This is a genomic window from Pseudomonas guangdongensis (assembly GCF_900105885.1).
Classification (GTDB): Bacteria; Pseudomonadota; Gammaproteobacteria; order Pseudomonadales; family Pseudomonadaceae; genus Geopseudomonas; species Geopseudomonas guangdongensis.
Window position 1 is genome coordinate 1,066,934 of sequence record NZ_LT629780.1, and the last position, 25,162, is coordinate 1,092,095.

The following is a 25,162-nucleotide window of genomic DNA, read 5'->3' on the forward strand; positions in this document are numbered from 1 at the left end:
TGCAATCTAACCAATGGCCGGGGCCGGGAAAAGCGATAAGATCGCCGCAACCTGTGAGGAAATGTCACCGATGAGCCTGCCCCGCGACCTGCCCCCGCTGAATGCCCTGCGCGCCTTCGAGGCCACTGCCCGGCTGGCCGGCGTCGGCCGCGCCGCCGAGGAGCTGCACGTCACCCACGGGGCGGTGAGCCGCCAGTTGCGCACCCTGGAGGAAGACCTCGGCGTGGCCCTGCTGGTCAAGGACGGGCGCGGCGTGAAACTCACCGCTGCCGGGCAGCGCCTGGCGGCGGTGGCCGGCGAGTCCTTCGCCGCGCTGCGCGCGCTCTGCGCGGAACTGCGCGAGGGCCGCGCCCAGGCGCCGTTCGTGCTCGGCTGTCCGGGCAGCCTGCTGGCGCGCTGGTTCATTCCCCGTCTGGATCGTCTGCAGCGCGACTTGCCGCACCTGCACCTGCAGCTGTCGGCCAGCGAGGGCGAGCTGGACCCGCGCCGGCCGGGGCTGGACGCCACTCTGTGCTTCGCCGCGCCGCCCTGGCCGGCGGACATGCGGGTGTTCGAGCTGGCCGGGGAGCGCATCGGCCCGGTGCTGTCGTCCCGTCACGCCCGCTACGCGGCGCTGCGGGCGGCGGCGCCCGGCGCGCTGCTCGACGAGCCGCTGCTGCACACCGCCTCGCGGCCGCAGGCCTGGCCGCAGTGGGCGCGGGCGCAAGGCCTCGATCCGGCCGCTCTGAGGCCCGGCCAGGGTTTCGAGCATCTCTATTACCTGCTGGAGGCGGCGGTGGCCGGCCTCGGCGTGGCCATCGCCCCCGAGCTGCTGGTCACCGACGATCTGGCCGCCGGACGGCTGGAAGCGCCCTGGGGCTTCGTCGAAACGCCGGCGCGGCTGGCGCTGTGGGTGCCGGCGCGCGGCGCCGATCCGCGCGCGGCGGAGCTGGCCGAATGGCTGCGCGCCGAACTGGGCGCCTGAGCACTCAGCCGATCTGGGAAATCTTCAGCAGGTAGCGCAGGTCGTCGAGGATCTGCTTGCCGTCGCTGCCGGCGGCGTAGCGCAGCACCAGATTGCCGTGGGGGTCGACGATCCACAGCTGCGCACCGGCCGGCAGTTGCGCGGCCGGGTAGCGCTCGGCATCCAGCACCAGTTGCAGCAGTTGCGGATACTCGGCCTGCAGGGTCGCGGCGTAGTCGGCCGCCAGCGCGGCGCCGTGGGCCAGCGCGTGGCTGGCGCGCGGCGCTTCGCGGCCGAGGCCGATGTGGATCTGCCGGGCCAGGTAGACCAGCGCGCGGCAGTCGGCGGCGCAGCCGTCGGGGGCGGTGACCAGCAGTTGCCAGCGCGGCGCGGCGAGCAGCTCGCCGCCATCCCAGGCGCCGGCCACGCCGAGGTCGGCCGGGGTCTGGCCGCTGGCGATCAGCTCGCCGTGGTAGCTGCGGCTCTGCGGCAGCCAGAACTGGCCGTGGTACATGGCGCTGGCCAGCAGCATCGGCCCGAGCACCACCGCCAGCAGGCCGAGCAGTTGCGCGCGGCCGCGCCAGCGCGGCAGTTTGTCAGCAATCGCGAGCGTGTTCATCGCATCCCTCCCCGTGTCGAGGACACGGCCAGCCAGACGGTCAGTCCCAGCAGGGTCGCCGCCAGGGCGAACCACTGCAGCGCATAGCCCAGGTGCTTGTCCGGGCTCATGTTCACCAGCGGCCAGGCGCCGACGTAGCGGGCCGGGCCGGGTTCCAGGCGCAGCTCGTCGGCCAGGCCCTGGCGGCCCAGCTCGCGCCACAGCGCGGCGGCGTCCACCGCATTGACCAGCCGCGGCCAGTCGCCGGCGGCCGCCGCGGCGCCGTCGCCGAGCAGGAAGGCGGCGCCCGGCGGACGGTGCACGCGGGCCTCCAGGCTCAGCTCGCCGGGCGGCGTGGCGAAGTGCGGCGGCACGCGGCGATCCGGCCAGGCCAGCCAGCCGCGGTTGACCAGCACCCAGCGCCCGCTGGGGCGGTCGAGAAAGGGTTGCAGCAGCTCGACGCCGACCCGGCCGTCGCGCAGGCGGTTGTCGAGCAGCAGGCTGTGGGCGGCGTCGAAGCGGCCGTGCAGGCGCACCCGGCGAAATCCCGGCTCGGCCAGCCCGGCCAGCTCGGCGACCGCCAGCGCCGGCAGCGCGGCGCGCTCGGCCTGGGCGGCGAGCAGGGCGCGCTTTTCCTCGCCGCGCTGCAGCTGCCAGACGCCGAGCCAGAGCAGCAGCGGCACCAGCAGCAGCGGCAGCACCGCCAGCCACCGCGCCACGCGCCGGCCGGCGCGCGGCGGGGCGGGACTGGCGCCGACTATACTGGCCATCGATCCTTCTCCCTCGCGGAGGCCGCGATGCTCAAGCTGGCCATCGTCGTCCTGCTGCTGGCCACCCTGGCCAGCCTGTTCGGCGGCCTGTTCTTCCTGGTCCGCGATGCCGGCCAGGGCCGGCGCCTGCTCGGCGCCCTGACCCTGCGCGTCGGCCTGACCGCGCTGACCGTGGCGCTGATCGCCTGGGGCCTGTATTCCGGACAACTGGTTTCCCATGTCACCTGGTAGGCCCTAGAGCACGTAGACGAAGACGAACAGGCCGATCCACACCGCGTCGACGAAGTGCCAGTACCAGCTGGCCGCCTCGAAGCCGAAGTGCTGCTCGGCATCGAAATGGCCGCGCAGGATGCGCAGCAGCATCACCGTCAGCATGATCGCGCCGAGGGTGACGTGGGCGCCGTGGAAGCCGGTGAGCATGAAGAAGGTCGCCCCGTAGATGCCCGAGCCGAGGGTCAGGCCCAGTTCCTGGTAGGCGTGGACGTATTCCTCGACCTGGAAGAACAGGAAGGCGGCGCCGAGCAGCACGGTCAGCGCCAGCCAGGCCTTGAGCGGACCGCGCCGGTTGGCCTTCATGGCGTGGTGGGCGAAGGTCAGGGTGAAGCTGGAGGAGACTAGCAGCACGGTGTTGAGCAGCGGCAGGTGCCAGGGGTCGATGACGCCGCTGGGCGGCGGGTAGCGCTGCGGGTCGGGGTTCTCCAGCAGCGGCCAGGCGAACTCGAAGCCCGGCCAAAGCATGGCGCTGACGCCCTTGTCGCCCTCGCCGCCGAGCCAGGGGCCGACGAACACCCGCACGTAGAACAGCGCGGCGAAGAAGGCGGCGAAGAACATCACCTCGGAGAAGATGAACCAGCTCATCCCCCAGCGGAACGAGCGGTCCATCTGCGCGCTGTACAGGCCGCCGCGGCTCTCGCGGATCACGTGGCCGAACCAGCCGAACAGCATCCAGGCCAGCAGCAGCGCGCCGACGAACAGCACCCAGGGGCCGTGGGAGGCGTCGTGGCCGGCCTTGAGGTCGTTGAACCACAGGCCCAGGCCGGTGAAGCTGACCAGCAGGCCGAGGCTGGCGATGATCGGCCACTGGCTCTGCTCGGGAACGTAGTAGCGCTCGTGGCTGGCCATGCTCGTTCTCCTCGCTCCGCGCCGGCGGCGCGGGCTGTCCGCGAATGGGGGGCCTGTTCAGTCGCCGCGCCGCGCCAGGGGCGCCTGGTCGGCGAGGTCGAACAGCGTGTAGCCCAGGGTCAGGTGGTGGACGTCGGCCGGCAGGTCGCGGTCGACGATGAAGCGCACCGGCATCTCGATGCGCTCGCCCGGCTGCAGCACCTGCCGGGTGAAGCAGAAGCACTCGGTCTTGTGGAAAAACGCCGCGGCCCGCGCCGGCGCCACGCTGGGCACCGCCTGCGCGGTCGTCGTTCGCTCGCCGGGGTTGCGGGCGACGAACAGCACCTGCTGGCTGGCGCCGGGGTGGACGACGATCTCCTCCTGCAGCGGGGCGAACTCCCAGCGCATGCCGGCGGCGTTGGTGGCGAGGAACTGCACACGCACGGTGCGCGTCTCGTCCACCGTCTGGCTGCCGGCGTAGGCGCCGGCGGTCTTGCCGTTGATGCCGAAGGCCTGGCACATCACCTCGTAGAGCGGCACCAGGGCGAAGCCGAAGCCGAACATCGCCACCACCACCAGCAGCAGGCGGCGTACCAGCCGCGCGGTGGGGACGCCCTCAGTCGTGCTCATGGCGGCGCTCCTGCAGCTCGGGCGGGGTCTGGAAGCTGTGGTAGGGCGCCGGCGAGGGCAGCGTCCACTCCAGGCCTTCGGCGCCGTCCCAGGGCTTGGCCGGCGCCGGCGCGCCGCTGCGGATGCAGCGGATGACGATGAACAGGAACAGCAGCTGGGTGGCGCCGAACAGGAAGGCGCCGACGCTGGAGACCATGTTGAAGTTGGCGAACATCAGGTTGTAGTCGGGGATGCGCCGCGGCATGCCGGCCAGGCCGACGAAGTGCATGGGGAAGAAGGCCAGGTTCATGCCGACGAAGCTCAGCCAGAAATGCAGCCGCGCCAGGGTCTCGTCGTACATCCGCCCGCTCCACTTCGGCAGCCAGTAGTAGACCGAGGCGAAGATGCCGAAGATCGCCCCCGGCACCAGCACGTAGTGGAAGTGCGCCACCACGAAGTAGGTGTCGTGGTACTGGAAATCGGCCGGGGCGATGGCCAGCATCAGCCCGGAGAAGCCGCCGATGGTGAACAGGATGACGAAGGCCACGGCGAACAGCATCGGCGCCTCGAAGGTCAGCGCGCCGCGCCACATGGTGCTCACCCAGTTGAACACCTTCACCCCGGTGGGCACGGCGATCAGCATGGTGGCGTACATGAAGAACAGCTCGCCGGTCAGCGGGATGCCCACGGTGAACATGTGGTGCGCCCAGACGATGAACGACAGGAAGGCGATGGCGCCGGTGGCGTAGACCATCGAGGTGTAGCCGAACAGCGGCTTGCGGCTGAAGGTGGGGATGATCGCGCTGACCGCGCCGAAGGCGGGCAGGATCATGATGTACACCTCGGGGTGGCCGAAGAACCAGAACACGTGCTGGAACAGCACCGGGTCGCCGCCGCCGGCGGCGCTGAAGAAGCTGGTGCCGAAGTGGATGTCCATCAGCATCATGGTCACCACCCCGGCCAGCACCGGCATCACCGCGATCAGCAGGAAGGCGGTGATCAGCCAGGTCCAGACGAACAGCGGCATCTGCATCAGGCTCATGCCCGGCGCGCGCAGGTTGAGGATGGTGGCGATGACGTTGATCGCGCCCATGATCGAGCTGATGCCCATCAGGTGCACGGCGAAGATGAAGAAGGTGACGCTGGGCGGCGCGTAGGTGGTGGACAGCGGCGCGTAGAAGGTCCAGCCGAAGTTCGGCCCGCCGCCCTCCATGAACAGGGTGCTGACCAGCAGGCCGAAGGCCGCCGGCAGCAGCCAGAAGCTGAAGTTGTTCATCCGCGGCAGGGCCATGTCCGGCGCGCCGATCATCAGCGGGATCATCCAGTTGGCCAGGCCGACGAAGGCCGGCATCACCGCGCCGAACACCATGATCAGCCCGTGCATGGTGGTCATCTGGTTGAAGAATTCCGGCTGGACGATCTGCAGCCCCGGCTGGAACAGCTCGGCGCGGATCACCATGGCCATGCTGCCGCCGAGCAGGAAGGCGGCGAAGCTGAACCACAGGTACATCGAGCCGATGTCCTTGTGGTTGGTGGTCAGCACCCAGCGCATCAGCCCGCGCGCCGGGCCGTGGGCATGCCCATGGGCATGCGGATCGATCACTGCGCTCATCTGTGTCACTCCTTCGCCTGCTGGTAGGCCGCGACGTCCTGCGGCGTGACCCGATCCCCGACGGCGTTGCCCCAGGCGTTGCGCTCGTAGGTGATGACCGCGGCCAGATCGACCGCCGAGAGCTGCTTGCCGAAGGCGGCCATGGCGGTGCCCGGCTTGCCGTCGACGACGATGGCGATGTGCCCGGCCGGCGCCCCGGTGGCGATGGCCGAGCCCTTGAGTGCCGGGAACACCGGCGGCATGCCGGCGCCGGTCGGCATGTGACAGGCCGCGCAGGCCCGCTCGTAGACCTGCTCGCCGCGCGCCATCAGCTCGTCGAGGCTCCACTCCTTGTCGCCCAGCGCCTTCTCGGCCTGCGCGGCGGCCTTGCGGGCGGCCAGCCAGGCGGCGTAGTCCTCGGGCGTCTTGGCCTCGACCACCACCGGCATGAAGCCGTGGTCCTTGCCGCACAGCTCGGTGCACTGGCCGCGGTAGATGCCCGGCTCCTCGATGCGCGTCCAGGCCTCGTTGACGAAGCCGGGAATGGCGTCCTTCTTCACCGCCAGCGCCGGCACCCACCAGGAATGGATCACGTCGGCGGCGGTGACCAGGAAGCGCACCTTGGCGCCCACCGGCACCACCAGCGGCTCGTCCACCTCCAGCAGGTAGTGGGCGTCCTTGGCGGCGCGGTTGTCGATCTGCTCGCGGGGGGTGGCCAGGTTGCTGAAGAACTCGACGTCCTCGCCCAGGTACTTGTAGTGCCACTTCCACTGGTAGCCGGTGACCTGGATGTCGACGTCCGATTCGCTGGTGTCGTAGATGTCGATCAGCGTGCGGGTCGCCGGGATCGCCATCAGCACGAGGATGACGAAGGGCACGATGGTCCAGAGGATCTCCACCGTGGTGCTCTCGTGGAACTGCGCCGGCGCCCGGTCGGGGGAGCGGCGGTGCCTGAGCATCGACCAGAACATCACCCCGAACACCACCACGCCGATGACCACGCAGATCAGGAAGATGGTCATGTGCAGGTCGAATACCGAGCGGCTGACCTCGGTGACTCCGGGGCTCATGTTCACGGCCCAGTTCGCCTGCGCCGTGCCGCTGAGCGCCGCCAGGCTGCCGACGATCCCCGTGGAGCCCAGCGCGAAGCATGAATGTCGTGACATTCCGGGTCCCCTTCTCGTTCTTGTTGTCTTGCCGGCTCCGGGCGCCGCAGGCTGCGCGGACGACCGGCGCCGGTGCCCGATTCCGTTCCCGACCACTCGACGAGCTGAGTATAGACAGCCCCCGCCGGCGCTCCAGGCGGGCGCCGGACGGTGCCGGCATGTCGCGGATTTCCCTGCATTTTTTCCTAGGGATCGCGCACAATCTGCACCTTCCGCCAGCCGCGAGTCCCCTGCGATGCGCCTCGACCGCTTCCTCGCCAAGCGCCCCGACCTCAGCCGCCGCGATGTGCGCCACCTGCTACAGGCGCTCCGCGTGAGCGTCGACGGCCAGCCCTGCGCCGACGGCCTGCGGGCGGTCGACGCCTTCAGCCGCATCGAGCTGGACGGCCGGACGCTGCAGGCCGGCTACCCGGCGCGCTACCTGATGCTGCACAAGCCTGCCGGCTGCGTCAGCGCCACCCGCGACCCGCAGCACCGCACCGTGCTCGACCTGCTGCCGGAGGCCGAGCGCGACGGCCTGCACATCGCCGGCCGTCTCGACGGCAACACCACCGGCCTGCTGCTGCTGACCAACGACGGCCTGTGGTCGCGGCGCCTGACCCTGCCGGGCAGCCATCTGCCCAAGGTCTACCGGGTGGAAACCGCCGAGCCGATCGGTGCCGAATACGTGGCGGCCTTCGCCGCCGGGATGCACTTCGCCTACGAGGACATCGTCACCCGCCCGGCACAGCTGGAGATCCTCGGCAGCCACCAGGCGCGGCTCACCCTGGTCGAGGGGCGCTACCATCAGGTCAAGCGCATGTTCGGCCGCTTCCGCAATCCGGTGGTGCACCTGCACCGCGAGCGCATCGGCAGCCTGGCGCTCGACCCGGCCCTGCAGCCGGGCCAGTACCGCGCCCTCGACGCCGCGGAGCTGACCGCGCTGGCCGCCGCCCTGGCGCCGGATCGGCTAGGATGAGCGACCCCGGCGCGGCCCCGAGCCCGCGCCCGCGGCGGCACAGCCGCCCTCACCGGCCCCAGGAGACCGCCCGATGACCCGCCTGCACACCATCCTCGCCGCCACCGACCTGTCCGCCGCCGCACGTCTGGCCTGCGAGCGCGCCGTCCGCCTGGCGAGCGCCTGCGACGCCCGCCTGGAGCTGCAGCATGTGGTCAATACCGGCGCGCTGGACAGCCTGCGCCTGCTGTTCGCCAGCCAGCCGGACGACCTGCAGCAACGCCTGCTCGACGAGGCCCGCGAGGAGCTGCGCAGTCTGCTCGCCGAGCTGCACGACGGCCTCAGCGGCAGCGCCAACCTGCACCTGGGCATCGGCAACGTGGTGAACGAGATAACCCTCCAGGCCGACGCCCTGGACGCCGACCTGCTGGTGCTCGGCGCCCACGGCAGCAGCCTGGTGCGCGACCTGATCGTCGGCTCGACCACCGAGCGGGTGCTGCGCCGCACCGGCCGGCCGCTGCTGGTGGTGCGCCGCCCGGCCCCTCGGGGCTACCGCCAGGTGCTGATCCCGGTGGACTTCTCGGCGCGCTCGCTCAAGGCCATCGAGGTGGCGCGCCGCCTGGCGCCCAAGGCGGCGCTGGTGCTGCTGCACACCTTCGAGGTGCCCTTCGAGGGCCGTCTGCGCCATGCCGGCGTCAGCGAGCAGGAACTGGCCGCGTTGCGCGCCAGCGCCCAGCGCGAGGGCGAGACGCGCATGGCCGAGCTGATCGCCCGCGCCGGCCTGCCGGCCGCTGCGCTGCACAGCCTGGTGCTGTATGGCGACCCCAGCGTGCAGATTCTCGAACACGAACGCCTGCAGGGCAGCGAGCTGATCGTCATCGGCAAGCGCGGCCAGAACAGCCTGGAGGACCTGCTGCTGGGCAGCGTCACCAAGCACATCCTCAGCCAGGCGCAGAGCGACGTGCTGGTGATCTGAGCCGGCGGCCGGATGCGCCGGGGCGTGGCGCCAACGTGACGCCGGTCAATGTCGCCACCCGCCCGGCGGGCGCAGGATGGACTCGAAAGGCGAGGCGCCATGTCCCGCCATCCCCCGAGACCACTGGCAGGAGCCACCCATGTTTCCCGAGTACCGCGACCTGATCACCCGCCTGAAATCCGAAGACGCCCATTTCGTCCGCCTGTTCGACGAGCACAACGAACTGGACCAGCGCATCAAGAACCTGGAGGCGCGCATCGAGCTGGGCACCGCCGCCGAAATCGACGCCCTGAAGAAGGAAAAACTGAACCTCAAGGACCAGCTCCACGAGATTCTCAAGGAAGCCGCCGCCTGACGGCTCGCCCCGCTCCCCGCCGTCCGGCGGGGAGCCTGTTGCCGGCGCGTCCGGCAGCGTTGTCCCTCCCGCCACCACACCCGCCAGCCGGACCGTCACGTACGCCGGACGAGCCGTGCGCGCGGCTCAGTGCAGCCAGGGCGGCGGCGGCTCCTCGCGCTGCGGCGGCGCGTCCTCGGCTTCCAGCGCGGCCTTGCGCCGCGCCTCGTCGGCCAGGGCGGCGTTGATCTCGCGCATCACCGCGTCGACATCGGCCTCCTCCTCCGGCTCCTCGAACTCGCCGCTCAGCACGCTGTCCGCCGTCAGCTTGCCTTCCTCGTAGAGCGCCCACATTTCCTTGGCGTGCTTGCAGCCCAGCAGTTCGGGGGCGAAGCGCCCGAAGTAGGCGTTCATGTTCGCCACATCGCGTTCGAGCATCTTGAACGCATGGTTGTTGCCGGCGGCGTCCACCGCCTGGGGCAGGTCGATCACCACCGGGCCGTCCGGGCCGAGCAGCACGTTGAACTCGGACAGGTCGCCATGCACCAGGCCGGCGCAGAGCATCAGCACCACCTGGCGGATCATGAAGGCGTGGTACTCGCGCGCCTGCTCGGCGGTCAGGTCGACGTCGTTGAGGCGCGGCGCGGCATCGCCGTCGGCACCGGCGACCAGCTCCATGAGCAGCACGCCGTCGAGGCAGTCGTAGGGCTTGGGCACCCGCACGCCGGCGCCGTCGAGGCGGTAGAGGGCCGCCACCTCGGCGTTCTGCCAGGCCTCCTCCTGCTCCTTGCGCCCGTACTTGCTGCCGCGGGCCATGGCCCGCGCGTCGCGGCTGTTGCGTACCTTGCGCCCTTCCTGATACTCGGCGGCCTGGCGGAAGCTGCGCTTGCCGGCCTCCTTGTAGACCTTGGCGCAGCGCAGCTCTTGGCCGCAGCGCACCACATACACGGCGGCTTCCTTGCCGCTCATCAGCGGGCGGATCACCGCGTCGATCAGGCCGTCCTCGACCAGCGGCTCAAGGCGTTTGGGGATTTTCATTGTCTTTGGTTCGGCTCTCTCGGTCCCGGAAACTGCGCCACGTTATACGGCAATCGCGCGGCGCGGCCCAGCCATCGCCGGGCGGAAGGCCGCTCAGCGGCGCAGCAGGCCGCCGACTTCCTCCAGCGCCAGGGCCTTGGCGGTGCCGAACAGGCCGGCCAGCATGCCGCCCAGCGGGTTGTGGCCGGGGCACTGGCCCATGTCCACCTCGCCGACCCAGGGATTGCCCCAGCCCATCTGGCAGGCGATGTCCTGGTTGCGCCGGCGTTCGGCGGCGCCGACCGCGTACATGCGGTGCCAGGCCTCGTAGAGCTGGCGGTCCTGGTCGGACAGGCGCAGGCCGTAGCGCTCGTGCATGTACAGGTAGGTGCGCGCCACCGCACCGCGGCTGTGCTCCGGCGGCATGGCCTTGCGGGCCTTGAAGTCGACCACCATGGCGCAGCGGCCGTACTGGCTCGGCTGCGCGTCGAGCATGGTCAGCGGGAAGTTGCTGCGGTCGCCGTTGACCTCGCCGATCGCCGGCACCAGGTTGTGCAGGTCGGCCTCGGCGCGGGCGAACACCGGATCGTTGCGGGTGCAGTTGTCGCGCCCGCCGTTCTTCCAGCACTGGCGCTGGTGGCCGATCACCCAGGCCGGCACCACATGCTCCCACTCGATGCGCGCGGCGCGCTGGGCGTTCTTGCGCGGCACGTAGCCACAGCTGTCCAGGTCGACGCGGTTGCCCTGGTAGCGGCAGCCGCAGTAGAAGGTCCGGCCCTCGTCGGTGTAGATCTCGCGGGCGATCTTCTTGGCTTCCTGGAAGGTACGCGGCGCCGGATCGTCGCTGGACACCAGGGTGAACAGCGCCGACAGCAGGATGGCGACGAGCGCCAGCAGCTTCTTGGCGGAGGAGTGGGTCATGGTGCGGGAGTCCCTGCAGTCGATCACGGGGGCGCGACTCTATGCGCTGCCCCGGCGCAAGGCAAGGCGCCGCCGCGCGGCGCACAACCGCTCGCCGGCGCGCATTTGCCGGCAAAGCACAGTAAAATTCCGCCCTTTTCGTAGGCCCTTGCGAGTCGCTGCGCCATGACCACCGCCTTCCGTCCCGAACTGCTCTCCCCCGCCGGCACGCTGAAAAGCATGCGCTACGCCTTCGCCTACGGCGCCGACGCGGTGTACGCCGGCCAGCCGCGCTACAGCCTGCGGGTACGCAACAACGAGTTCGACCACGCCAACCTCAAGCTGGGCATCGACGAAGCCCACGCCCAGGGCAAGAAGTTCTACGTGGTGGTCAACATCGCCCCGCACAACGCCAAGCTGAAGACCTTCCTCAAGGACCTGGAGCCGGTGGTGGCGATGGGCCCGGACGCGCTGATCATGTCCGACCCGGGGCTGATCATGCTGGTGCGCGACCACTTCCCTGCGCAGGCCATCCACCTGTCGGTGCAGGCCAACGCGGTGAACTGGGCCTCGGTGGAGTTCTGGCGGCGCATCGGCGTCAGCCGCATCATCCTCTCCCGCGAGCTGTCGCTGGAGGAGATCGGCGAGATCCGCGAGCAGGTGCCGGCCATCGAGCTGGAGGTGTTCGTCCACGGCGCGCTGTGCATGGCCTACTCGGGGCGCTGCCTGCTGTCGGGCTACCTCAACCACCGCGACCCCAACCAGGGCACCTGCACCAACGCCTGCCGCTGGGAATACAAGGTCCACGAGGGCAAGGAGGACGAGCTGGGCAACATCGTCCACGTCCACCAGCCGATCCCGGTGCGCCAGATCGACCCGCAGGCGGTGGAGCCGACCCTCGGCGCGGGCAGCCCGACCGACCAGGTGGTGCTGCTGGAGGAGAGCAACCGTCCCGGCGAGTACATGGAGGCGTTCGAGGACGAGCACGGCACCTACATCATGAACTCCAAGGATCTGCGCGCGGTGCAGCACGTCGAGCGGCTGACCCGGATGGGCGTGCATTCGCTGAAGATCGAGGGCCGCACCAAGAGCCACTACTACGTGGCGCGCACCGCCCAGGTGTACCGCAAGGCCATCGACGACGCGGTGGCCGGGCGGCCGTTCGACATGTCGCTGATGGACACCCTCGAATCGCTGGCCCACCGCGGCTACACCGAGGGCTTCCTGCGCCGCCACGTCCACGACGAGTACCAGAACTACCAGCACGGCTACTCGCTGTCCGAGCGCCAGCAGTTCGTCGGCGAGTTCACCGGCGTGCGCCGCGACGGGCTGGCCGAGGTGGAGGTGAAGAACCGCTTCCAGGTCGGCGACCTGCTGGAACTGATGACCCTGCAGGGCAACCTCAACTTCCGCCTCGAACGGATGCTCGACAAGAAGGGCGAGGCCGCCCAGGTGGCGCCGGGCAACGGCCACATCGTCTACCTGCCGGTGCCGGCGGAGGTCGAGCTCGACCTGGCGCTGCTGATGCGCCACCTCGACGGCGCCAGCACCCGCGGCTGAGGCGCTCGCACCGGGGCGGGGCGTCCGGCGCGGCGCCGCGCCTCAGGCCGCCTGGGCGCGCAGCAGTTCGGCGAGGCTGTCGGCCGGTACCGGGCGGCTGATCAGGTAGCCCTGGATCTCGTCGCAGCCGTGGGTGCGCAGGAACTCCAGCTGGGTGGTTTCCTCGACGCCCTCGGCGACCACCTCCAGGCCCAGGCTGTGGGCCATGACGATGATCGCCCGGGCAATCGCCGCGTCGCCGCCGTGGTCGCTGCCGTCCAGTTCGCGGATGAACGCCTGGTCGATCTTCAGCACGTCCACCGGCAGGTGCTTGAGGTAGCCGAGCGAGGAATAGCCGGTGCCGAAGTCATCGATCGCCAGGCGCACCCCCAGCGCGCGCAGGCGCCGGAACAGCTCGGCCACCGCGCTGACGTCGTCGCTGAGCTGGGTTTCGGTCAGCTCCAGCTCCAGCTGCGCCGGCGGCAGGCCGGTTTCGGCCAGCACCGCGGCGACCAGTTCGACGAAGTCGCCCTTGCGCAGCTGGTGCATGGAAATGTTCACCGACACCCGCAGCCAGTCCAGGCCCAGCGCATGCCAGGCGCAGGCCTGGCGGCAGGCCTGGCGCAGGACGAACTCGCCGATGGCGACGATCTGTCCGGTTTCCTCGGCCAGGCTGATGAAGCTGGCCGGCGACACCAGGCCGAATTCGGGATGGCGCCAGCGCACCAGCGCCTCGGCGCCGAGCAGGCGGTTGTGCGCCAGCACCAGCTTGGGCTGATAGAAGACTTCCAGCTGGCCGCGCTCCAGCGCCTTGTCCAGCTGCGCTTCGAGCAGCAGGCGCTCGCGGGTGCAGCCGCGCAGGCCCTCGCTGAAGAACTGCAGGCAGTTGCCGCCCAGCTGCTTGGCGCGCTGCATGGCCATGTTCGCCTGGCTGACCAGCGCGGCGGGGTCGCCGGCGGTTTCCGGCAGCAGGGCGATGCCCAGCGAGGCGCTGATCAGCAGCTCGTGCTCGCCGACCATCAGGCTGCGGCGCAGGGTGCCGAGCACCCGGCTGGCCAGTTGCTCCAGTTCGTCGGCGCCGAAGCGCCCTTCCAGCAGCACGGCGAATTCGTCCACCGACAGCCGCGCGATGGTGTCGGCCTCGCGCACGCTGGCGCTCAGCCGGCGGGCCATCTCGCGCAGCACGTCGTCGGCGATCTCGTGGCCGAGGCTGTCGTTGAGCAGCTGGAAACGGTCCAGGTCCAGATGCAGCAGGGCCAGGCTGCGCCCGCCCTGGCGCACGCGCTGGGTGGCCTCCTCGACGCGCTGCAGCAGCAGGGTGCGGTTGGCCAGCCCGGTGAGCTGGTCGTGGCTGGTCAGGTAGCGGCGCCGCGATTCCTCCTCGCGCCGCGCCCGCTCGCTGGCGCCCAGCTCGCGGGTGCGTTCGCTGACCAGCTCCTCCAGCGCCGCCTGGGTCTTGCGCAGCTGCGCTTCGGCCTCGCGGCGCTGGCCGACCTCGCGCGCCAGTTCGTCGTTGAGGCTCTCGACGCCGTGCCGGGACTGCTCCAGGTGCTCGATCAGCGCCTGGTTCTGGAAGCGCCGCAGCAGGTTGTGGTGGGTCACCCGGCTGACCTGCCAGGCGCTCAGGCTCAGCGCGCAGAGCAGCATCAGGCCGAAGGCGCCCCAGTGGGCGGCCGGGCCGCCGAGCAGGTAGAGGCTGGAGGGCAGCAGGCCGGGCACCGCGAAGGCCAGGAAGGCGCGCAGGCTGGCGGCGTACACCACGCTGGAGGCGATGATCGCCGCGGCCAGCAGGCCGTAGACCAGCGCCTGCTGCAGCGGCGTGGCCAGCGGCATGAGCAGCACGCCGACCAGCGCCAGGGTGCTGCCCGAGGCGGCGGCGCCGAGCAGGAAGTTGCAGCGCCATTGCGGCAGCGCCTGGCGCTCGGGGTCGGCGCGCTCGAAGGCCGAGGTCTGCCACAGGCGCAGGCCGACCAGCAGGGTCAGCCACAGCAGCAGGGGCGCGAGCAGGTGGTTGGCGCCGGCGTCCCAGAGCAAGCCGGCGCAGGTCAGGCCGCTGAGCAGCATCAGCAGGGTGGGCAGGCGCGAGCCTTCGTAGAGCTGGCGGGTCAGGGCGGCGTCGATCTGGGTGAGATAGCGGCGGCGCACCGCCTCCGGCTCCAGAGCGGGCGGCACCGTGTCCGTGCGGGCAAGCAGAATCATCAAAATGGCAAACCCTGTTCTTTTTTTATAGTTTTCCCCGGCCCGCGCAGGGCGCGTCGGGCGTGCGGCTCTTGGCGGCGCACAGACTCCAGAGTTTGCCCCGTCTTTCGCCGCACCGCTAGAATGCATCGATGCGCGAAGACCTATCCTTTCTGCTTAGTTCCCTCAACGACGCCCAACGCCAGGCGGTCGCCGCCCCGCTCGGCCGCCAGCTGGTGCTGGCCGGCGCCGGCTCGGGCAAGACCCGCGTGCTGGTGCATCGCATCGCCTGGCTGATCGAGGTGGAGGGCGCCGGCGCCCACTCGATCCTCTCGGTGACCTTCACCAACAAGGCCGCCGCCGAGATGCGCGTGCGCATCGAACAGCTGCTCGGCAGCAATCCGGCGGGCATGTGGGTGGGCACCTTCCACGGCCTGGCCCACCGCCTGCTGCGCGCCCACTGGCAGGAGGCGGGGCTGGTCGAGAACTTCCAGATCCTCGACTCCGACGACCAGCAGCGCCTGGTCAAGCGGGTGATCCGCGAGCTGGGCCTCGACGACAACAAGTGGCCGGCGCGCCAGGCACAGTGGTTCATCAACGGCCAGAAGGACGAGGGCATCCGCCCGAAACACATCCAGCCGGCCGGCGACCTGTACCTGGGCACCATGCTGCAGATCTACGCCGCCTACGAGGCCGCCTGCGCGCGCGCCGGCGCGGTGGACTTCGCCGAGCTGCTGCTGCGCTCACTGGAGCTGTGGCGCGACAACCCGGCGCTGCTCGCCCATTACCAGCAGCGCTTCCGGCACATCCTGGTCGACGAGTTCCAGGACACCAACGCCGTGCAGTACGCCTGGCTGCGCCACCTGGCGGCGCCGGCCGGCACGCCGGGCACCAGCCTGATGGTGGTCGGCGACGACGACCAGTCGATCTACGGCTGGCGCGGCGCGCGGATCGAGAACATCCAGCAGTTCGGCCGTGACTTCGCCGACGCCCAGACCATCCGCCTGGAGCAGAACTACCGCTCCACCGCGCGGATCCTCAAGGCCGCCAACGCGCTGATCGCCAACAACCAGGGGCGCCTGGGCAAGGAACTGTGGACCGAGGGCGACGAGGGCGAGCCGATCAGCCTGTACGCCGCCTTCAACGAATACGACGAGGCGCGCTTCATCGTCGAGCGCATCCAGGACGCCGTGCGCAAGGACGGCCTCAAGCGCAGCGAGATCGCCATCCTCTACCGCTCCAACGCCCAGTCGCGGGTGCTGGAGGAGGCGCTGCTGCGCGAACGCATTCCCTACCGGATCTATGGCGGCCAGCGCTTCTTCGAGCGCGCCGAGATCAAGAACGCCATGGCCTACCTGCGCCTGATCCGCCTGCGCGACGACGACGCGGCGCTGGAGCGGGTGCTCAACCTGCCGCCGCGCGGCATCGGCGAGAAGACCGTGGAAATCCTCCGCGAGGTGGCGCGCGGCCAGCAGCTGTCGCTGTGGCGCGCGCTGCACCAGGCGGTCGGCCAGAAGCTGCTGCCCGGCCGCGCCGCCGGCGCGCTGAACGCCTTCGTCGAGCTGATCGACACCCTCGCCCTGCGCGTCGAGGAGCAGCCGCTGCACCTGATCGTCCAGACGGTGATCGAGCAGAGCGGGCTGATCCCCTTCCACCTCGCCGAGAAGGGCGAGAAGGGCCAGACCCGCGTCGACAACCTCGAGGAGCTGGTCAGCGCCGCGCGCGCCTTCGAGCCGGCCGAGGACGCGCTGTCGCCGCTCGCCGCGTTCATCGACCACGCCGCCCTGGAGGCCGGCGAGGCGCAGGCCGAGGAAGGCGAGGACAGCGTGCAGCTGATGACCCTGCACAGCGCCAAGGGCCTGGAGTTCCCGCTGGTGTTCCTCGCCGGCGCGGAGGAAGGCCTGTTCCCCCACAAGATGAGCCTGGAAGAGCCCGGCCGCCTCGAAGAGGAGCGCCGCCTCGCCTACGTCGGCCTGACCCGCGCCATGCAGCGCCTGGTGCTGACCTACGCCGAGACCCGCCGCCTGTTCGGCAGCGAGACCTACAACAAGGTGTCGCGCTTCGTCCGCGAGATCCCGCCGGGGCTGGTCCACGAGGTACGCCTGGCCGGCAGCGTCAGCCGGCCGATGGCCGCGCAGCGCAGCGGCGCCAGCCCGTTCGCCGGGGCCGGCGTGCCGGAAACCGCCTTCGCCCTCGGCCAGCGCGTGCGCCATGCGCTGTTCGGCGAAGGGGTGATCCTCAACTACGAAGGCAGCGGCGCCCAGGCCCGCGTGCAGGTGAATTTCGACGCCGAAGGCAGCAAATGGCTGATGCTGTCCTACGCCAAGCTGGAAGGCCTGTAGCCGCCAGCCACGCTCCGCACAACGACAACCACGGCCGATAGCGGCCCCATCGAGCAATGGAGAACCCCCGATGAATCGTCGCCAACTGTTCGGCGCTGCCGCAGCGCTGCTGGCCGCCATGGGCCTGAGCGCCTGCAAGGACGACAGCCCCGCGCCCCAGGCCGCCGCCCAGCCGGCCGCCGCGCCGGTGCAGAACGTCACCTGGAAGATGGTCACCTCCTGGCCGAAGAACTATCCGGGCCTGGGCACCGGCGCCGAGGGCTTCGCCCAGCGGGTCAACGCCATGAGCGGCGGGCGCCTGACCATCAAGGTCTACGCCGGCGGCGAGCTGGTGCCGCCGCTGGAGGTGTTCGACGCGGTGTCGCGCGGCACCGCCGAGATCGGCCACAGCACGCCCTACTACTGGAAGGGCAAGGTGCCGGCGGCGCAGCTGTTCACCGCCGTGCCGTTCGGCCTGTCCACCCCGGAAATGACCGCCTGGCTGCATCACGGCGGCGGCCTGCAGCTGTGGGAAGAAGCCTACGCCCCGCACGGCGTCAAGCCGCTGGTGGCGGGCAACTCCACCATGCAGATGGGCGGCTGGTTCAACAAGGAAATCAACAGCCTGGAAGACCTCAAGGGGCTGAAGATCCGCACCCCGGGCCTCGGCGCGGAAGTCTACAACCGCCTCGGCGCGACCACCGTCAACCTGCCCGGCGGCGAAGTGTTCACCGCCATGCAGACCGGGGCGATCGACGCCACCGACTGGGTCAGCCCCTACAACGACCTGGCCTTCGGCATCCACAAGACCGCCAAGTACTACTACTACCCCGGCTGGCAGGAGCCGCAGGCGGTCATCGAGCTGCTGATCAACCAGAAGGCCTGGGACGCCCTGCCGGCCGACCTGCAAGCCATCGTCAGCGAAGCCGCACGCGCCGCCAACCAGGTGATGATCGACGAGTTCGTCTACAACAACGCCAAGGCGCTGGCAGAGCTGAAGAAGCAGGGCGTCGAGCTCAAGCGCTTCCCCGACCCGGTGCTGGCCGCCATGCGTCACGAGTCCGAGCAGGTGCTCGACCAGCTGGCCAGCCAGAACGAGCTGAACGGGCGCATCTGGAACTCGATGAAGGCCTTCCGCGAGGAAGTCGGCGAGATGCACAAGCTGTCCGAGAAAGAACTCTACAACTGGCGCTGATCCCCTCCCGGCTGCGCCGCGCCCGTCCTCCCCGCCATCGGCGGGCAGGGCGGCGCGCGGCGCAACAGCCCGAAACACTCTGCAACTGGTCGCCCGACCCGCACTGCGCAAAGATGACGCGCGTGAACCACCCCACCGAGAGTCCGCTCCCCATGCAACGATTCCTCAGCCTGGCCATGGCCCTGTGCCTCAGCCTGACGCTCAGCGTCGACGCCTTCGCCGCCAAGCGCTTCGGCGGCGGCAAGTCCTTCGGCTCCGCGCCGGCCCACCAGACCCAGCAACGCCAGACCCCGCAGGCCGCGCCGGCGCCGAACGCCGCCGGTGCCGCGGCTGCCGCCCGTCCGGCCAGCGGCGCCTCGCGCTGGCTCGGCCCGCTGGCCGGCATCGCCGCCGGCGGCCTGCTCGCCTCGATGTTCATGGGCGACGGCTTCGAAGGCTTCCAGCTGTTCGACTTCCTGATGCTCGGCGGTATCGCCCTGCTGGCGTTCATGGCGATCCGCGCCCTCGCCCGCCGCAAGCTGCAGGCCCAGGGCGCCACTCCGGCCTACGCCGGCATGGGCAACGCCCAGGCCTACCAGGCGCCGCAGCCGGCACCGGCCGCCAGCGGCGTGTTCGGCGGCGCCGCCCCGGCCGCCGCGCGCACCTTCAACGCTCCGGCCTGGTTCGACGAGCAGCGCTTCGTCGGCATCGCCCGCGAACACTTCATGAACCTGCAGCAGCACTGGGACGCGGCGGAGATGGACAAGATCGCCGAGTTCGTCACCCCGCAGATGCTCGACTTCCTGCGCCAGGAGCGCGCCAGCCTCGGCGACGGCTTCCAGTCCACCTACGTCGACAACCTGCAGGTGCAGCTCGACGGCGTCGAGCAGCAGGGCGGCAAGACCATCGCCACCCTGACCTTCGCCGGCGTGGCCAAGAGCTCGCGCTTCGACCAGGGCGAGGCGTTCAGCGAAAGCTGGCGCATGGAGCGCCTCGACGGCGACAACCAGCCCTGGCTGATCGCCGGCATCCGCCAGAACGGCTGAGGCCTCCTGTCCTGCGCAGAACCCCGGGCTTGCCCGGGGTTCTTCGTTTCAGTGCCGCCCCAGCGCGCGCCAATTGCCCCTCGCCAGCCTGTGCCGACTGGTCTATAAAGCCTTCCCCCACCCCGAGAGGAGCACCGTCGTGGAAGACGTCATCGACCGCCTGCGCGAACTGAACGAACCTGTGCCGGTCCCCCTGGAACTGCCGGACGAGGACCTGCTGGTGGAGATCCAGGAGCAGATCCTCATCCACCTGCCCTTCGAACTGCGCGAATACCTGCTCAAGGCCAGCGACGTGGTCTATGGCCACCTCGAACCGGTGACCGTCTGCGATCCGCAGTCGCACACCTACCTGCCGGACGTCGCCGCGCGGGCCTGGGATGCCGGCGTGCCGCGCTACCTGGTGCCGCTGTGCGAGGACGGCGGGCGCTACTACTGCGTCGCCGAGGACGGCGAGGTGCTGCTCTGGGAGGATGGCGAACTGGACGAGGAAGGCACCTGGGATTCGCTGTGGAGCTGGGTCGAGGACGTCTGGCTGGCGGACGCCTGAGCCGGCGCGAGCACTCCACGCCGGCGCACATAGCGCCGCCGGGCACGCGAGGGGTCGCGCGCCCGGCGCGGCATCAGCCGTCCGCGGGCACGGCGTGGCCGTCCTGCGGCAGCGGACGGAGGGTCATCTTGGCGATGCGCCGCTCCTTCACCTCGGTGACCACCAGCCGCCAGCCGGCATGCTCGACCCGGTCGCCGATCAGCGGCAGGCGGTCGAGCAGGCTCATCACCAGGCCGGCCAGGGTCTGGTAGTCGTCGGTCGGCCATGCCCGGAAGCCCAGCCGCTCGCGTAGTACCGCAAGGTTCAGCGCGCCGCTGACCCGGTAGCCGCCGTCCTCCAGCGCCTCGATGTCCGGGCCGTCCATCTCGCTGGCGTCCGGCAGCTCGCCGGCGATGGCTTCGAGGATGTCGGTGAGGGTCAGCAGGCCCTCGAAACCGCCGAACTCGTTGACCACGAAGGCCACGTGGGTCGAGGCCTGGCGCATCTGCTCCAGGGCGCTGAGCACCGAGGCGCTGTCGGGCAGGTTGATCGGCTGGCGGACCAGGCTCTCGATGTCCGGCGCCGTGCCCTTGAGCAGTTCCTTGAACAGCTCCTTCTTGTGGATGTAGCCCAGCGGCTCGTCGGCCGCCGCGCCGCGCGAGACCAGCAGACGCGAATGGGGCGAGTCGAGCAGCGCCTGGTGGATCTTCTCCAGCGGATCGTCCAGGTCGATGCGGTCGACCTCCATGCGCGGGGTCATCGCCGTCTGGATCGACTGCTCGGCCAGGTTGAGCACGCCGCTGATCATCACCCGCTCGCGGCGGTCGAACAGCGCCGCCTCGCCGCTGGCGCCTTCGAGCATGTCGGCGATCTCGTCGCCCACCTCGTCGGCCTGCACCTTGCCGCCCAGCAGGCGCATCACTGCGTGGGCGGTGCGCTCGCGCAGGCCGCGCTGGCCCTGCAGGCTGCGCTTGCGCCGCGCGCGCGCCAGCTGGTTGAAGAACTCGATGAGGATCGAGAAGCCGATCGCCGCGTACAGGTAGCCCTTGGGAATGTGAAAGCCGAAGCCCTCGGCGGTCAGGCTGAAGCCGATCATCATCAGGAAGCCCAGGCACAGCATGATCACCGTCGGCCGCGCGTTGACGAAGGCGGTCAGCGGCTTGCTGGCCAGTATCATCAGGGCCATGGAGATCACCACGGCGATCATCATCACCGGCAGGTGCTCGACCATGCCCACCGCGGTGATCACCGCGTCGAGGGAGAACACCGCATCCAGCACGATGATCTGCGCCACCACCAGCCAGAACCGCGCGTAGGTCCTGCTGCCAGCGACCTGGTGGCTGCGCCCCTCCAGGCGCTCGTGCAGCTCCATGGTGGCCTTGAACAGCAGGAACACGCCGCCGAACAGCATGATCAGGTCGCGGCCGGAGAAGGCATGCTCGAACACCTCGAACAGCGGCGCGGTGAGGGTCACCAGCCAGGCGATGCTGGCCAGCAGGCCCAGGCGCATCAGCATCGCCAGGCTCAGGCCGATCAGCCGCGCGCGGTCGCGCTGCTCCGGCGGCAGCTTGTCGGCGAGGATGGCGATGAACACCAGGTTGTCGATGCCCAGAACGATCTCCAGGACGACCAGGGTCAACAGGCCCAGCCAGGCCGTGGGGTCGGCAATCCATTCCATCAGTGCATGCTCTCGAAAGATTTACGGGTGCGGCCGGACAACCTGCGCGCGCGCGGCGCGGCAAAACGGGAGATCGACCGGAAGGGGAAGAGTGCAGCAGGCTGCTGCGAGGCGACCGGCCGGGGGGAGGGTGGCCGGGATCGGGGGCCGCTCACAGCCGGGCGGGCTGGGGGCGGTTCACTACAGGAACTGTCCATAGGGTCCATGGGGATGACAACGGAGTGCAGAGCCTAAAAGAATGACCGGCGAAATTCATCCGTTTACGGTGACAAAGTTTGACGCCGCGCCCGCAGGAGCGGAGGAAAACTCTTGCAATAGCTGCGTTTTGACACCCGCCCGCAGCGCCCCGGAAGATGCCGAGCCATCCGGCAACCGCATACACGAGTCCACCATGCACGCTGAAGAAAAACACCTGATCGATGGCCTGTTCTCCCGCCTGCGCGAAGTCGAGGGACATACCGCCGCGCGCGAGGCTCAGGCCGAAGCCCTGATCAACGAGCACCTCGCCCGCCAGCCGGCCGCGCCCTACTACATGGCCCAGGCGATCATCGTCCAGGAGAATGCCCTGCAGCAGCTCGACGGCCGCGTACGCGAACTGGAAGCCGAGCTGGAAGCCCTCAAGCGCGCCCAGCAGAGCGCGCCGCCGGCGAGCAGCGGCGGCTTCCTCGCCGGCCTGTTCGGCGGCAGCCGCAACCCGGCGCCGGCCACCACGCAGCCGGTGAGCGGCACGCCCAGCAGCCAGCCGGCCCGCAGCGGCTGGCAGGAGCCGAGCGCCGGCAGCCGTCCCGGCTTCGCCCGCCCGGGCGCCGCCCAGCCTGGGTTTGCCCAGCGCTCCGGCGCCGCGCAGCAGGGTGGCGGCTTCCTCGCCGGCGCCCTGCAGACCGCCGCCGGCGTGGCCGGCGGCATGCTGCTGGGCAACCTGCTGATGGACATGTTCCAGGGCGACGAGGCCGAGCAGGTGGCCGAACAGGCTCCGGCCGCCGCCGACGAACAGGCGCTGGCCGCCGAGGAACCGGTCGCTCAGGAGGAGTACTACGCCGACGGCGGCGAGGAAGGCGACTTCTTCGCCGACGACGAAGACTTCGTCTGACCCCACAGAGTGCCCCGCCGGGCGGCGGGGCACTGCCTTGCGCACCGCCCTCGCCGCCTAGCAGTGCGCCGCATCGGCGCCGCTCGCTGCGCGCTACCCGCCACGCTGGCGCAACCCCGGCAGCTACTCGGCGAGATCCTCTTCCTCCACCAGGCGCACCCGCTCGGCGTCCAGGGCATAGGCCGCATCGGCCAGGTCGTTGCTGACCGGCTCGACCTTCAGGGTGCCGCTCACCCACAGCGGCACGTAGATGTCGTCCAGGGCGATGCCGCGCGGGTAACGCACCAGTACGATCTGGTTCGGCGGCGGCGGCGGCACATGGATGCAGGCCCCCGGATAGGGCACCAGGAAGAAGGTGTGGAAGCGCCCCTGGGCATCGCTCTCCAGCGGCACCGGATAGCCGCCCAGGCGCAGCTCCTGGCCGTCCAGCGCGGCCACGGTGCGCGTCGAGTACATAACCTCCGGCAGCCCCTGCTGCTGCTTGAGCCCACCCTGGACATAGAACGGGCTGTCGGCCTCGGCGCCCTGATGCTCGATCTCCGGCATGTTCTCCAGCGCCTCCAGATCCTCCGGCGGCAGCAGGTCGAGCCAGTCCAGCTCCTCGGGTTCGGCATGGGCCAGCAGGGGAATCAGCAGCAGGGCGACCAGCAGACGGCGCACGCGAGGCACTCCACGAAGAAAGGGGGAACGCAGGGATGGCCCGCGGCGCCGCTTGCCGGCGCCGCGGGACGGATCAGGCCTTGATCAGCGCCTCGACCGCGCGGATGCGCGCATCGAGGGTGGCCCGGTCAGCACAGCGCAGGGTGGCATGACCGACCTTGCGCCCGGCCTTGAAGGCCTTGCCGTAGTGATGGAGGTGGCAATCGGCAACGGCCACCACCTGCTCCACCGGCGGCACGCTGCCAATGAAGTTGAGCATTGCGCTTTCGCCGACCTTGGCGGTCGAGCCCAGCGGCAGACCGGCCACCGCGCGCAGGTGGTTCTCGAACTGGCTGCACTCGGCGCCTTCGATGGTCCAGTGTCCGGAGTTGTGCACCCGCGGAGCGATCTCGTTGGCCTTCAGGCCGCCGTCGACCTCGAAGAACTCGAAGGCCAGCACGCCGACGTAATCGAGCTTGTCCAGCACACGGCCGACGTAGTCCTCGGCCAGCGCCTGCAGCGGATGCGCGCTGCTGGCCACCGACAGCTCGAGGATGCCGCCGACGTGGGTGTTGTGTACCAGCGGATAGAAGCGCGTTTCGCCGTCGCGGGCGCGCACCGCCACCAGCGACACCTCGCCGGTGAAAGGCACGAAACCTTCGAGGATGCACGGCACGCTGCCCAGCTCGGCGAAGGCGCCGGCGACGTCGGCCACCTCGCGCAGGACTTTCTGGCCCTTGCCGTCGTAGCCCAGGGTACGGGTCTTGAGCACCGCCGGCAGGCCGATGGCGGCCGCCGCAGCGTCCAGGTCGGCCTGCGACTGGACGTCGGCGAACGCCGGGGTCGGAATGCCCAGTTCCTTGAACAGCGACTTCTCGAACCAGCGGTCGCGGGCGATGCGCAGCGCCTCGGCACTCGGGTAGACCGGCACGAACTGCGACAGGAAGGCCACCGTCTCGGCCGGCACGCTTTCGAACTCGAAGGTCACCAGATCCACCTCGTCGGCCAGCTGGCGCAGGTGATCCTGGTCGCCATAGTCGGCACGGATGTGCTCGCCGAGTGCCTGTGCACAGGCATCCGGGGCCGGATCGAGGAAGGCAAAGTTCATGCCCAGCGGAGTACCCGCCAGAGCCAGCATGCGGCCCAGCTGACCGCCACCGATTACGCCGATTTTCATGGAGTTGGCCTCAGATCTCGCGGGGATCGGGGTTTTCCAGCACGCTCTCGGTCTGCTTGGCGCGGAACGTCTTGAGCGCGGAGTGGAACTGCGGATGCTTGCCGCCGAGGATGCTCGCCGCCAGCAGTGCGGCGTTGATCGCCCCGGCCTTGCCGATGGCCAGGGTGGCGACCGGCACGCCGCCGGGCATCTGCACGATCGACAGCAGCGAGTCGACACCGGAGAGCATCGACGACTGCACCGGCACGCCGAGCACCGGCAGGTGGGTCTTGGCCGCACACATACCCGGCAGATGGGCGGCGCCGCCGGCACCGGCGATGATCACCTCCAGGCCGCGGCCTTCGGCCTCCTCGGCGTACTGGAACAGCAGATCCGGCGTGCGGTGGGCGGATACCACCTTGACCTCGTGGGGAATGCCGAGCTTTTCCAGCATGTCGACGGTGTGGCTGAGGGTGCTCCAGTCGGATTTGGAGCCCATGATCACGCCTACCAGTGCGCTCATCGTCGTGCCTCGCGGTGGGGCGCCCTCCCGGGCGCAGCCTTGAAATCAAAAGCCACGCGGGATGCGTGGCTCGGGAATGGGATGAACGTCGCGACCTGCGCCGCGCGGCCGTCGAGTATACCCGTATGGCAGCGGCAGATCAGCACCCGTGCGGCGGAGGGCGAGGCAATAGTGCCCGCAGCAGTATTGTCGCTGACGCCGCAGTACAGCGCCCCGTTCTGGGCGCGCACCAGATAGACGTACCAGGTCCGCGCCTGCGCCGTCGTGCCGCCCTGCGGCTCCGCCTTGCCCTCCACCGGCCGCCCCTCCCCGTCGCGTTGCGTCCTTGTCGCCGCCGCCGTTCATTTTCG

24 protein-coding genes and 1 pseudogene are annotated in these 25,162 nt (G+C 70.1%); 11 read left to right on the forward strand and 14 right to left on the reverse strand.

Going from position 1 to position 25,162, the window contains the following annotated elements:
* Window positions 1–76 precede the first annotated feature (76 nt).
* Window positions 77–964, forward strand: coding sequence for a LysR family transcriptional regulator (locus BLU22_RS05105; protein ID WP_173867191.1), 888 nt, complete (start codon window positions 77–79; stop codon window positions 962–964).
* A 4-nt stretch (window positions 965–968) separates the two neighbouring features.
* Here BLU22_RS05105 and BLU22_RS05110 read toward each other — a convergent pair whose 3' ends face one another.
* Together BLU22_RS05110 and BLU22_RS05115 are read right to left on the reverse strand one after the other, a co-directional pair.
* Window positions 969–1,562, reverse strand: a complete 594-nt coding sequence (locus BLU22_RS05110; RefSeq protein WP_090212641.1) for a hypothetical protein — start codon at window positions 1,560–1,562, stop codon at window positions 969–971.
* Window positions 1,559–2,311 carry an SURF1 family protein gene (locus tag BLU22_RS05115; protein ID WP_090212643.1) on the reverse strand — a complete coding sequence of 251 codons (753 nt, stop codon included), beginning with the start codon at window positions 2,309–2,311 and terminating at the stop codon, window positions 1,559–1,561. Before BLU22_RS05115 ends, BLU22_RS05110 begins: the two co-directional genes overlap by 4 nt.
* 27 nt (window positions 2,312–2,338) lie before the next feature.
* Here BLU22_RS05115 and BLU22_RS05120 point away from each other — a divergent pair, with 27 nt between their 5' ends.
* Complete coding sequence (locus BLU22_RS05120; RefSeq protein ID WP_090212645.1) at window positions 2,339–2,542, forward strand: twin transmembrane helix small protein; 204 nt, start codon at window positions 2,339–2,341, stop codon at window positions 2,540–2,542.
* 3 nt (window positions 2,543–2,545) lie between these two features.
* Here the strand turns inward: BLU22_RS05120 and BLU22_RS05125 are convergent, their stop codons facing one another.
* The 4 genes from BLU22_RS05125 to coxB are packed head-to-tail and all read right to left on the reverse strand — an operon-like array spanning window position 2,546 to window position 6,778.
* Window positions 2,546–3,433 (reverse strand): cytochrome c oxidase subunit 3, encoded by an 888-nt coding sequence (locus tag BLU22_RS05125; RefSeq protein WP_090212646.1) that lies wholly within the window; start codon window positions 3,431–3,433, stop codon window positions 2,546–2,548.
* A gap of 57 nt (window positions 3,434–3,490) precedes the next feature.
* Window positions 3,491–4,042: a cytochrome c oxidase assembly protein gene (locus BLU22_RS05130; RefSeq protein WP_090212648.1), complete on the reverse strand. Its 552-nt coding sequence runs from the start codon at window positions 4,040–4,042 to the stop codon at window positions 3,491–3,493.
* Window positions 4,029–5,633: a cytochrome c oxidase subunit I gene (ctaD, locus tag BLU22_RS05135; protein WP_090212649.1), complete on the reverse strand. Its 1,605-nt coding sequence runs from the start codon at window positions 5,631–5,633 to the stop codon at window positions 4,029–4,031. The genes BLU22_RS05130 and ctaD overlap by 14 nt, the downstream gene beginning before the upstream one ends.
* A gap of 5 nt (window positions 5,634–5,638) precedes the next feature.
* Window positions 5,639–6,778 (reverse strand): cytochrome c oxidase subunit II, encoded by a 1,140-nt coding sequence (coxB, locus tag BLU22_RS05140; RefSeq protein ID WP_090212650.1) that lies wholly within the window; start codon window positions 6,776–6,778, stop codon window positions 5,639–5,641.
* A 235-nt stretch (window positions 6,779–7,013) separates the two neighbouring features.
* Between coxB and BLU22_RS05145 the strand changes: the two genes are divergently transcribed.
* From BLU22_RS05145 to BLU22_RS05155, 3 genes are all read left to right on the forward strand, one after another.
* Window positions 7,014–7,736, forward strand: a complete 723-nt coding sequence (locus BLU22_RS05145; RefSeq protein ID WP_090212652.1) for a pseudouridine synthase — start codon at window positions 7,014–7,016, stop codon at window positions 7,734–7,736.
* Between the two features lie 73 nt (window positions 7,737–7,809).
* Entirely contained in the window at window positions 7,810–8,691 is an 882-nt protein-coding gene (locus tag BLU22_RS05150) for a universal stress protein (protein WP_090212653.1), read from the forward strand.
* A 139-nt stretch (window positions 8,692–8,830) separates the two neighbouring features.
* Window positions 8,831–9,046, forward strand: a complete 216-nt coding sequence (locus BLU22_RS05155) for a YdcH family protein (protein ID WP_090212655.1) — start codon at window positions 8,831–8,833, stop codon at window positions 9,044–9,046.
* A 126-nt stretch (window positions 9,047–9,172) separates the two neighbouring features.
* On the opposite strand, the gene BLU22_RS05160 is transcribed toward BLU22_RS05155, so the two are convergent.
* Both BLU22_RS05160 and BLU22_RS05165 read right to left on the reverse strand, forming a co-directional pair.
* On the reverse strand, window positions 9,173–10,063 hold the full coding sequence (locus BLU22_RS05160) for a PA4780 family RIO1-like protein kinase (protein ID WP_090212656.1): 891 nt from the start codon (window positions 10,061–10,063) through the stop codon (window positions 9,173–9,175).
* Window positions 10,064–10,156: 93 nt separating this feature from the next.
* Window positions 10,157–10,939: an endonuclease gene (locus BLU22_RS05165; RefSeq protein ID WP_394327549.1), complete on the reverse strand. Its 783-nt coding sequence runs from the start codon at window positions 10,937–10,939 to the stop codon at window positions 10,157–10,159.
* A gap of 189 nt (window positions 10,940–11,128) precedes the next feature.
* Here BLU22_RS05165 and trhP point away from each other — a divergent pair, with 189 nt between their 5' ends.
* Window positions 11,129–12,502 carry a prephenate-dependent tRNA uridine(34) hydroxylase TrhP gene (trhP, locus tag BLU22_RS05170; RefSeq protein WP_090212659.1) on the forward strand — a complete coding sequence of 458 codons (1,374 nt, stop codon included), beginning with the start codon at window positions 11,129–11,131 and terminating at the stop codon, window positions 12,500–12,502.
* Between the two features lie 42 nt (window positions 12,503–12,544).
* On the opposite strand, the pseudogene BLU22_RS15485 reads toward trhP, so the two are convergent.
* A pseudogene (locus tag BLU22_RS15485) lies at window positions 12,545–13,873 on the reverse strand (putative bifunctional diguanylate cyclase/phosphodiesterase); the annotation flags it as partial.
* Window positions 13,874–14,811: 938 nt separating this feature from the next.
* Here BLU22_RS15485 and uvrD point away from each other — a divergent pair.
* The 4 genes from uvrD (at window position 14,812) to BLU22_RS05195 (ending at window position 19,747) form a co-directional block, all read left to right on the forward strand.
* Window positions 14,812–17,001, forward strand: a complete 2,190-nt coding sequence (uvrD, locus tag BLU22_RS05180) for a DNA helicase II (protein WP_090212663.1) — start codon at window positions 14,812–14,814, stop codon at window positions 16,999–17,001.
* Window positions 17,002–17,071: 70 nt separating this feature from the next.
* The gene (locus tag BLU22_RS05185) at window positions 17,072–18,175 is read left to right on the forward strand and encodes a TRAP transporter substrate-binding protein (protein ID WP_090212664.1); all 1,104 of its coding nucleotides are present in this window, start codon (window positions 17,072–17,074) and stop codon (window positions 18,173–18,175) included.
* Between the two features lie 152 nt (window positions 18,176–18,327).
* Window positions 18,328–19,200 (forward strand): Tim44 domain-containing protein, encoded by an 873-nt coding sequence (locus BLU22_RS05190; RefSeq protein ID WP_090212666.1) that lies wholly within the window; start codon window positions 18,328–18,330, stop codon window positions 19,198–19,200.
* 139 nt (window positions 19,201–19,339) lie between these two features.
* Entirely contained in the window at window positions 19,340–19,747 is a 408-nt protein-coding gene (locus tag BLU22_RS05195) for an SMI1/KNR4 family protein (protein ID WP_090212667.1), read from the forward strand.
* A 73-nt stretch (window positions 19,748–19,820) separates the two neighbouring features.
* On the opposite strand, the gene BLU22_RS05200 is transcribed toward BLU22_RS05195, so the two are convergent.
* Window positions 19,821–21,404: a TerC family protein gene (locus tag BLU22_RS05200; protein WP_090212669.1), complete on the reverse strand. Its 1,584-nt coding sequence runs from the start codon at window positions 21,402–21,404 to the stop codon at window positions 19,821–19,823.
* Between the two features lie 391 nt (window positions 21,405–21,795).
* On the opposite strand from BLU22_RS05200, the gene BLU22_RS05205 reads away from it, so the two are divergent.
* Window positions 21,796–22,494, forward strand: a complete 699-nt coding sequence (locus BLU22_RS05205) for a DUF2076 domain-containing protein (protein ID WP_090212670.1) — start codon at window positions 21,796–21,798, stop codon at window positions 22,492–22,494.
* A 123-nt stretch (window positions 22,495–22,617) separates the two neighbouring features.
* Here BLU22_RS05205 and BLU22_RS05210 read toward each other — a convergent pair whose 3' ends face one another.
* The 4 genes from BLU22_RS05210 to BLU22_RS05225 form a co-directional block, all read right to left on the reverse strand.
* Complete coding sequence (locus BLU22_RS05210) at window positions 22,618–23,154, reverse strand: DUF3299 domain-containing protein (RefSeq protein WP_090212672.1); 537 nt, start codon at window positions 23,152–23,154, stop codon at window positions 22,618–22,620.
* Between the two features lie 73 nt (window positions 23,155–23,227).
* Window positions 23,228–24,310, reverse strand: a complete 1,083-nt coding sequence (locus BLU22_RS05215; protein WP_090212673.1) for a 5-(carboxyamino)imidazole ribonucleotide synthase — start codon at window positions 24,308–24,310, stop codon at window positions 23,228–23,230.
* A gap of 10 nt (window positions 24,311–24,320) precedes the next feature.
* On the reverse strand, window positions 24,321–24,812 hold the full coding sequence (purE, locus tag BLU22_RS05220) for a 5-(carboxyamino)imidazole ribonucleotide mutase (protein WP_090212675.1): 492 nt from the start codon (window positions 24,810–24,812) through the stop codon (window positions 24,321–24,323).
* Complete coding sequence (locus BLU22_RS05225) at window positions 24,809–25,108, reverse strand: GIY-YIG nuclease family protein (protein WP_090212676.1); 300 nt, start codon at window positions 25,106–25,108, stop codon at window positions 24,809–24,811. The genes purE and BLU22_RS05225 overlap by 4 nt, the downstream gene beginning before the upstream one ends.
* Window positions 25,109–25,162 lie beyond the last annotated feature (54 nt).

Bases quoted from the DNA above. Each gene is read 5' to 3' on its own strand.
- BLU22_RS05110 (WP_090212641.1), bottom strand. From the start codon at position 1,562: ATGAACACGCTCGCGATTGCTGACAAACTGCCGCGCTGGCGCGGCCGC.
- BLU22_RS05115 (WP_090212643.1), bottom strand. From the start codon at position 2,311: ATGGCCAGTATAGTCGGCGCCAGTCCCGCCCCGCCGCGCGCCGGCCGG.
- BLU22_RS05120 (WP_090212645.1), top strand. From the start codon at position 2,339: ATGCTCAAGCTGGCCATCGTCGTCCTGCTGCTGGCCACCCTGGCCAGC.
- BLU22_RS05125 (WP_090212646.1), bottom strand. From the start codon at position 3,433: ATGGCCAGCCACGAGCGCTACTACGTTCCCGAGCAGAGCCAGTGGCCG.
- BLU22_RS05130 (WP_090212648.1), bottom strand. From the start codon at position 4,042: ATGAGCACGACTGAGGGCGTCCCCACCGCGCGGCTGGTACGCCGCCTG.
- ctaD (WP_090212649.1), bottom strand. From the start codon at position 5,633: ATGAGCGCAGTGATCGATCCGCATGCCCATGGGCATGCCCACGGCCCG.
- coxB (WP_090212650.1), bottom strand. From the start codon at position 6,778: ATGTCACGACATTCATGCTTCGCGCTGGGCTCCACGGGGATCGTCGGC.
- BLU22_RS05145 (WP_090212652.1), top strand. From the start codon at position 7,014: ATGCGCCTCGACCGCTTCCTCGCCAAGCGCCCCGACCTCAGCCGCCGC.
- BLU22_RS05150 (WP_090212653.1), top strand. From the start codon at position 7,810: ATGACCCGCCTGCACACCATCCTCGCCGCCACCGACCTGTCCGCCGCC.
- BLU22_RS05155 (WP_090212655.1), top strand. From the start codon at position 8,831: ATGTTTCCCGAGTACCGCGACCTGATCACCCGCCTGAAATCCGAAGAC.
- BLU22_RS05160 (WP_090212656.1), bottom strand. From the start codon at position 10,063: ATGAAAATCCCCAAACGCCTTGAGCCGCTGGTCGAGGACGGCCTGATC.
- trhP (WP_090212659.1), top strand. From the start codon at position 11,129: ATGACCACCGCCTTCCGTCCCGAACTGCTCTCCCCCGCCGGCACGCTG.
- uvrD (WP_090212663.1), top strand. From the start codon at position 14,812: ATGCGCGAAGACCTATCCTTTCTGCTTAGTTCCCTCAACGACGCCCAA.
- BLU22_RS05185 (WP_090212664.1), top strand. From the start codon at position 17,072: ATGAATCGTCGCCAACTGTTCGGCGCTGCCGCAGCGCTGCTGGCCGCC.
- BLU22_RS05190 (WP_090212666.1), top strand. From the start codon at position 18,328: ATGCAACGATTCCTCAGCCTGGCCATGGCCCTGTGCCTCAGCCTGACG.
- BLU22_RS05200 (WP_090212669.1), bottom strand. From the start codon at position 21,404: ATGGAATGGATTGCCGACCCCACGGCCTGGCTGGGCCTGTTGACCCTG.
- BLU22_RS05205 (WP_090212670.1), top strand. From the start codon at position 21,796: ATGCACGCTGAAGAAAAACACCTGATCGATGGCCTGTTCTCCCGCCTG.
- BLU22_RS05215 (WP_090212673.1), bottom strand. From the start codon at position 24,310: ATGAAAATCGGCGTAATCGGTGGCGGTCAGCTGGGCCGCATGCTGGCT.
- purE (WP_090212675.1), bottom strand. From the start codon at position 24,812: ATGAGCGCACTGGTAGGCGTGATCATGGGCTCCAAATCCGACTGGAGC.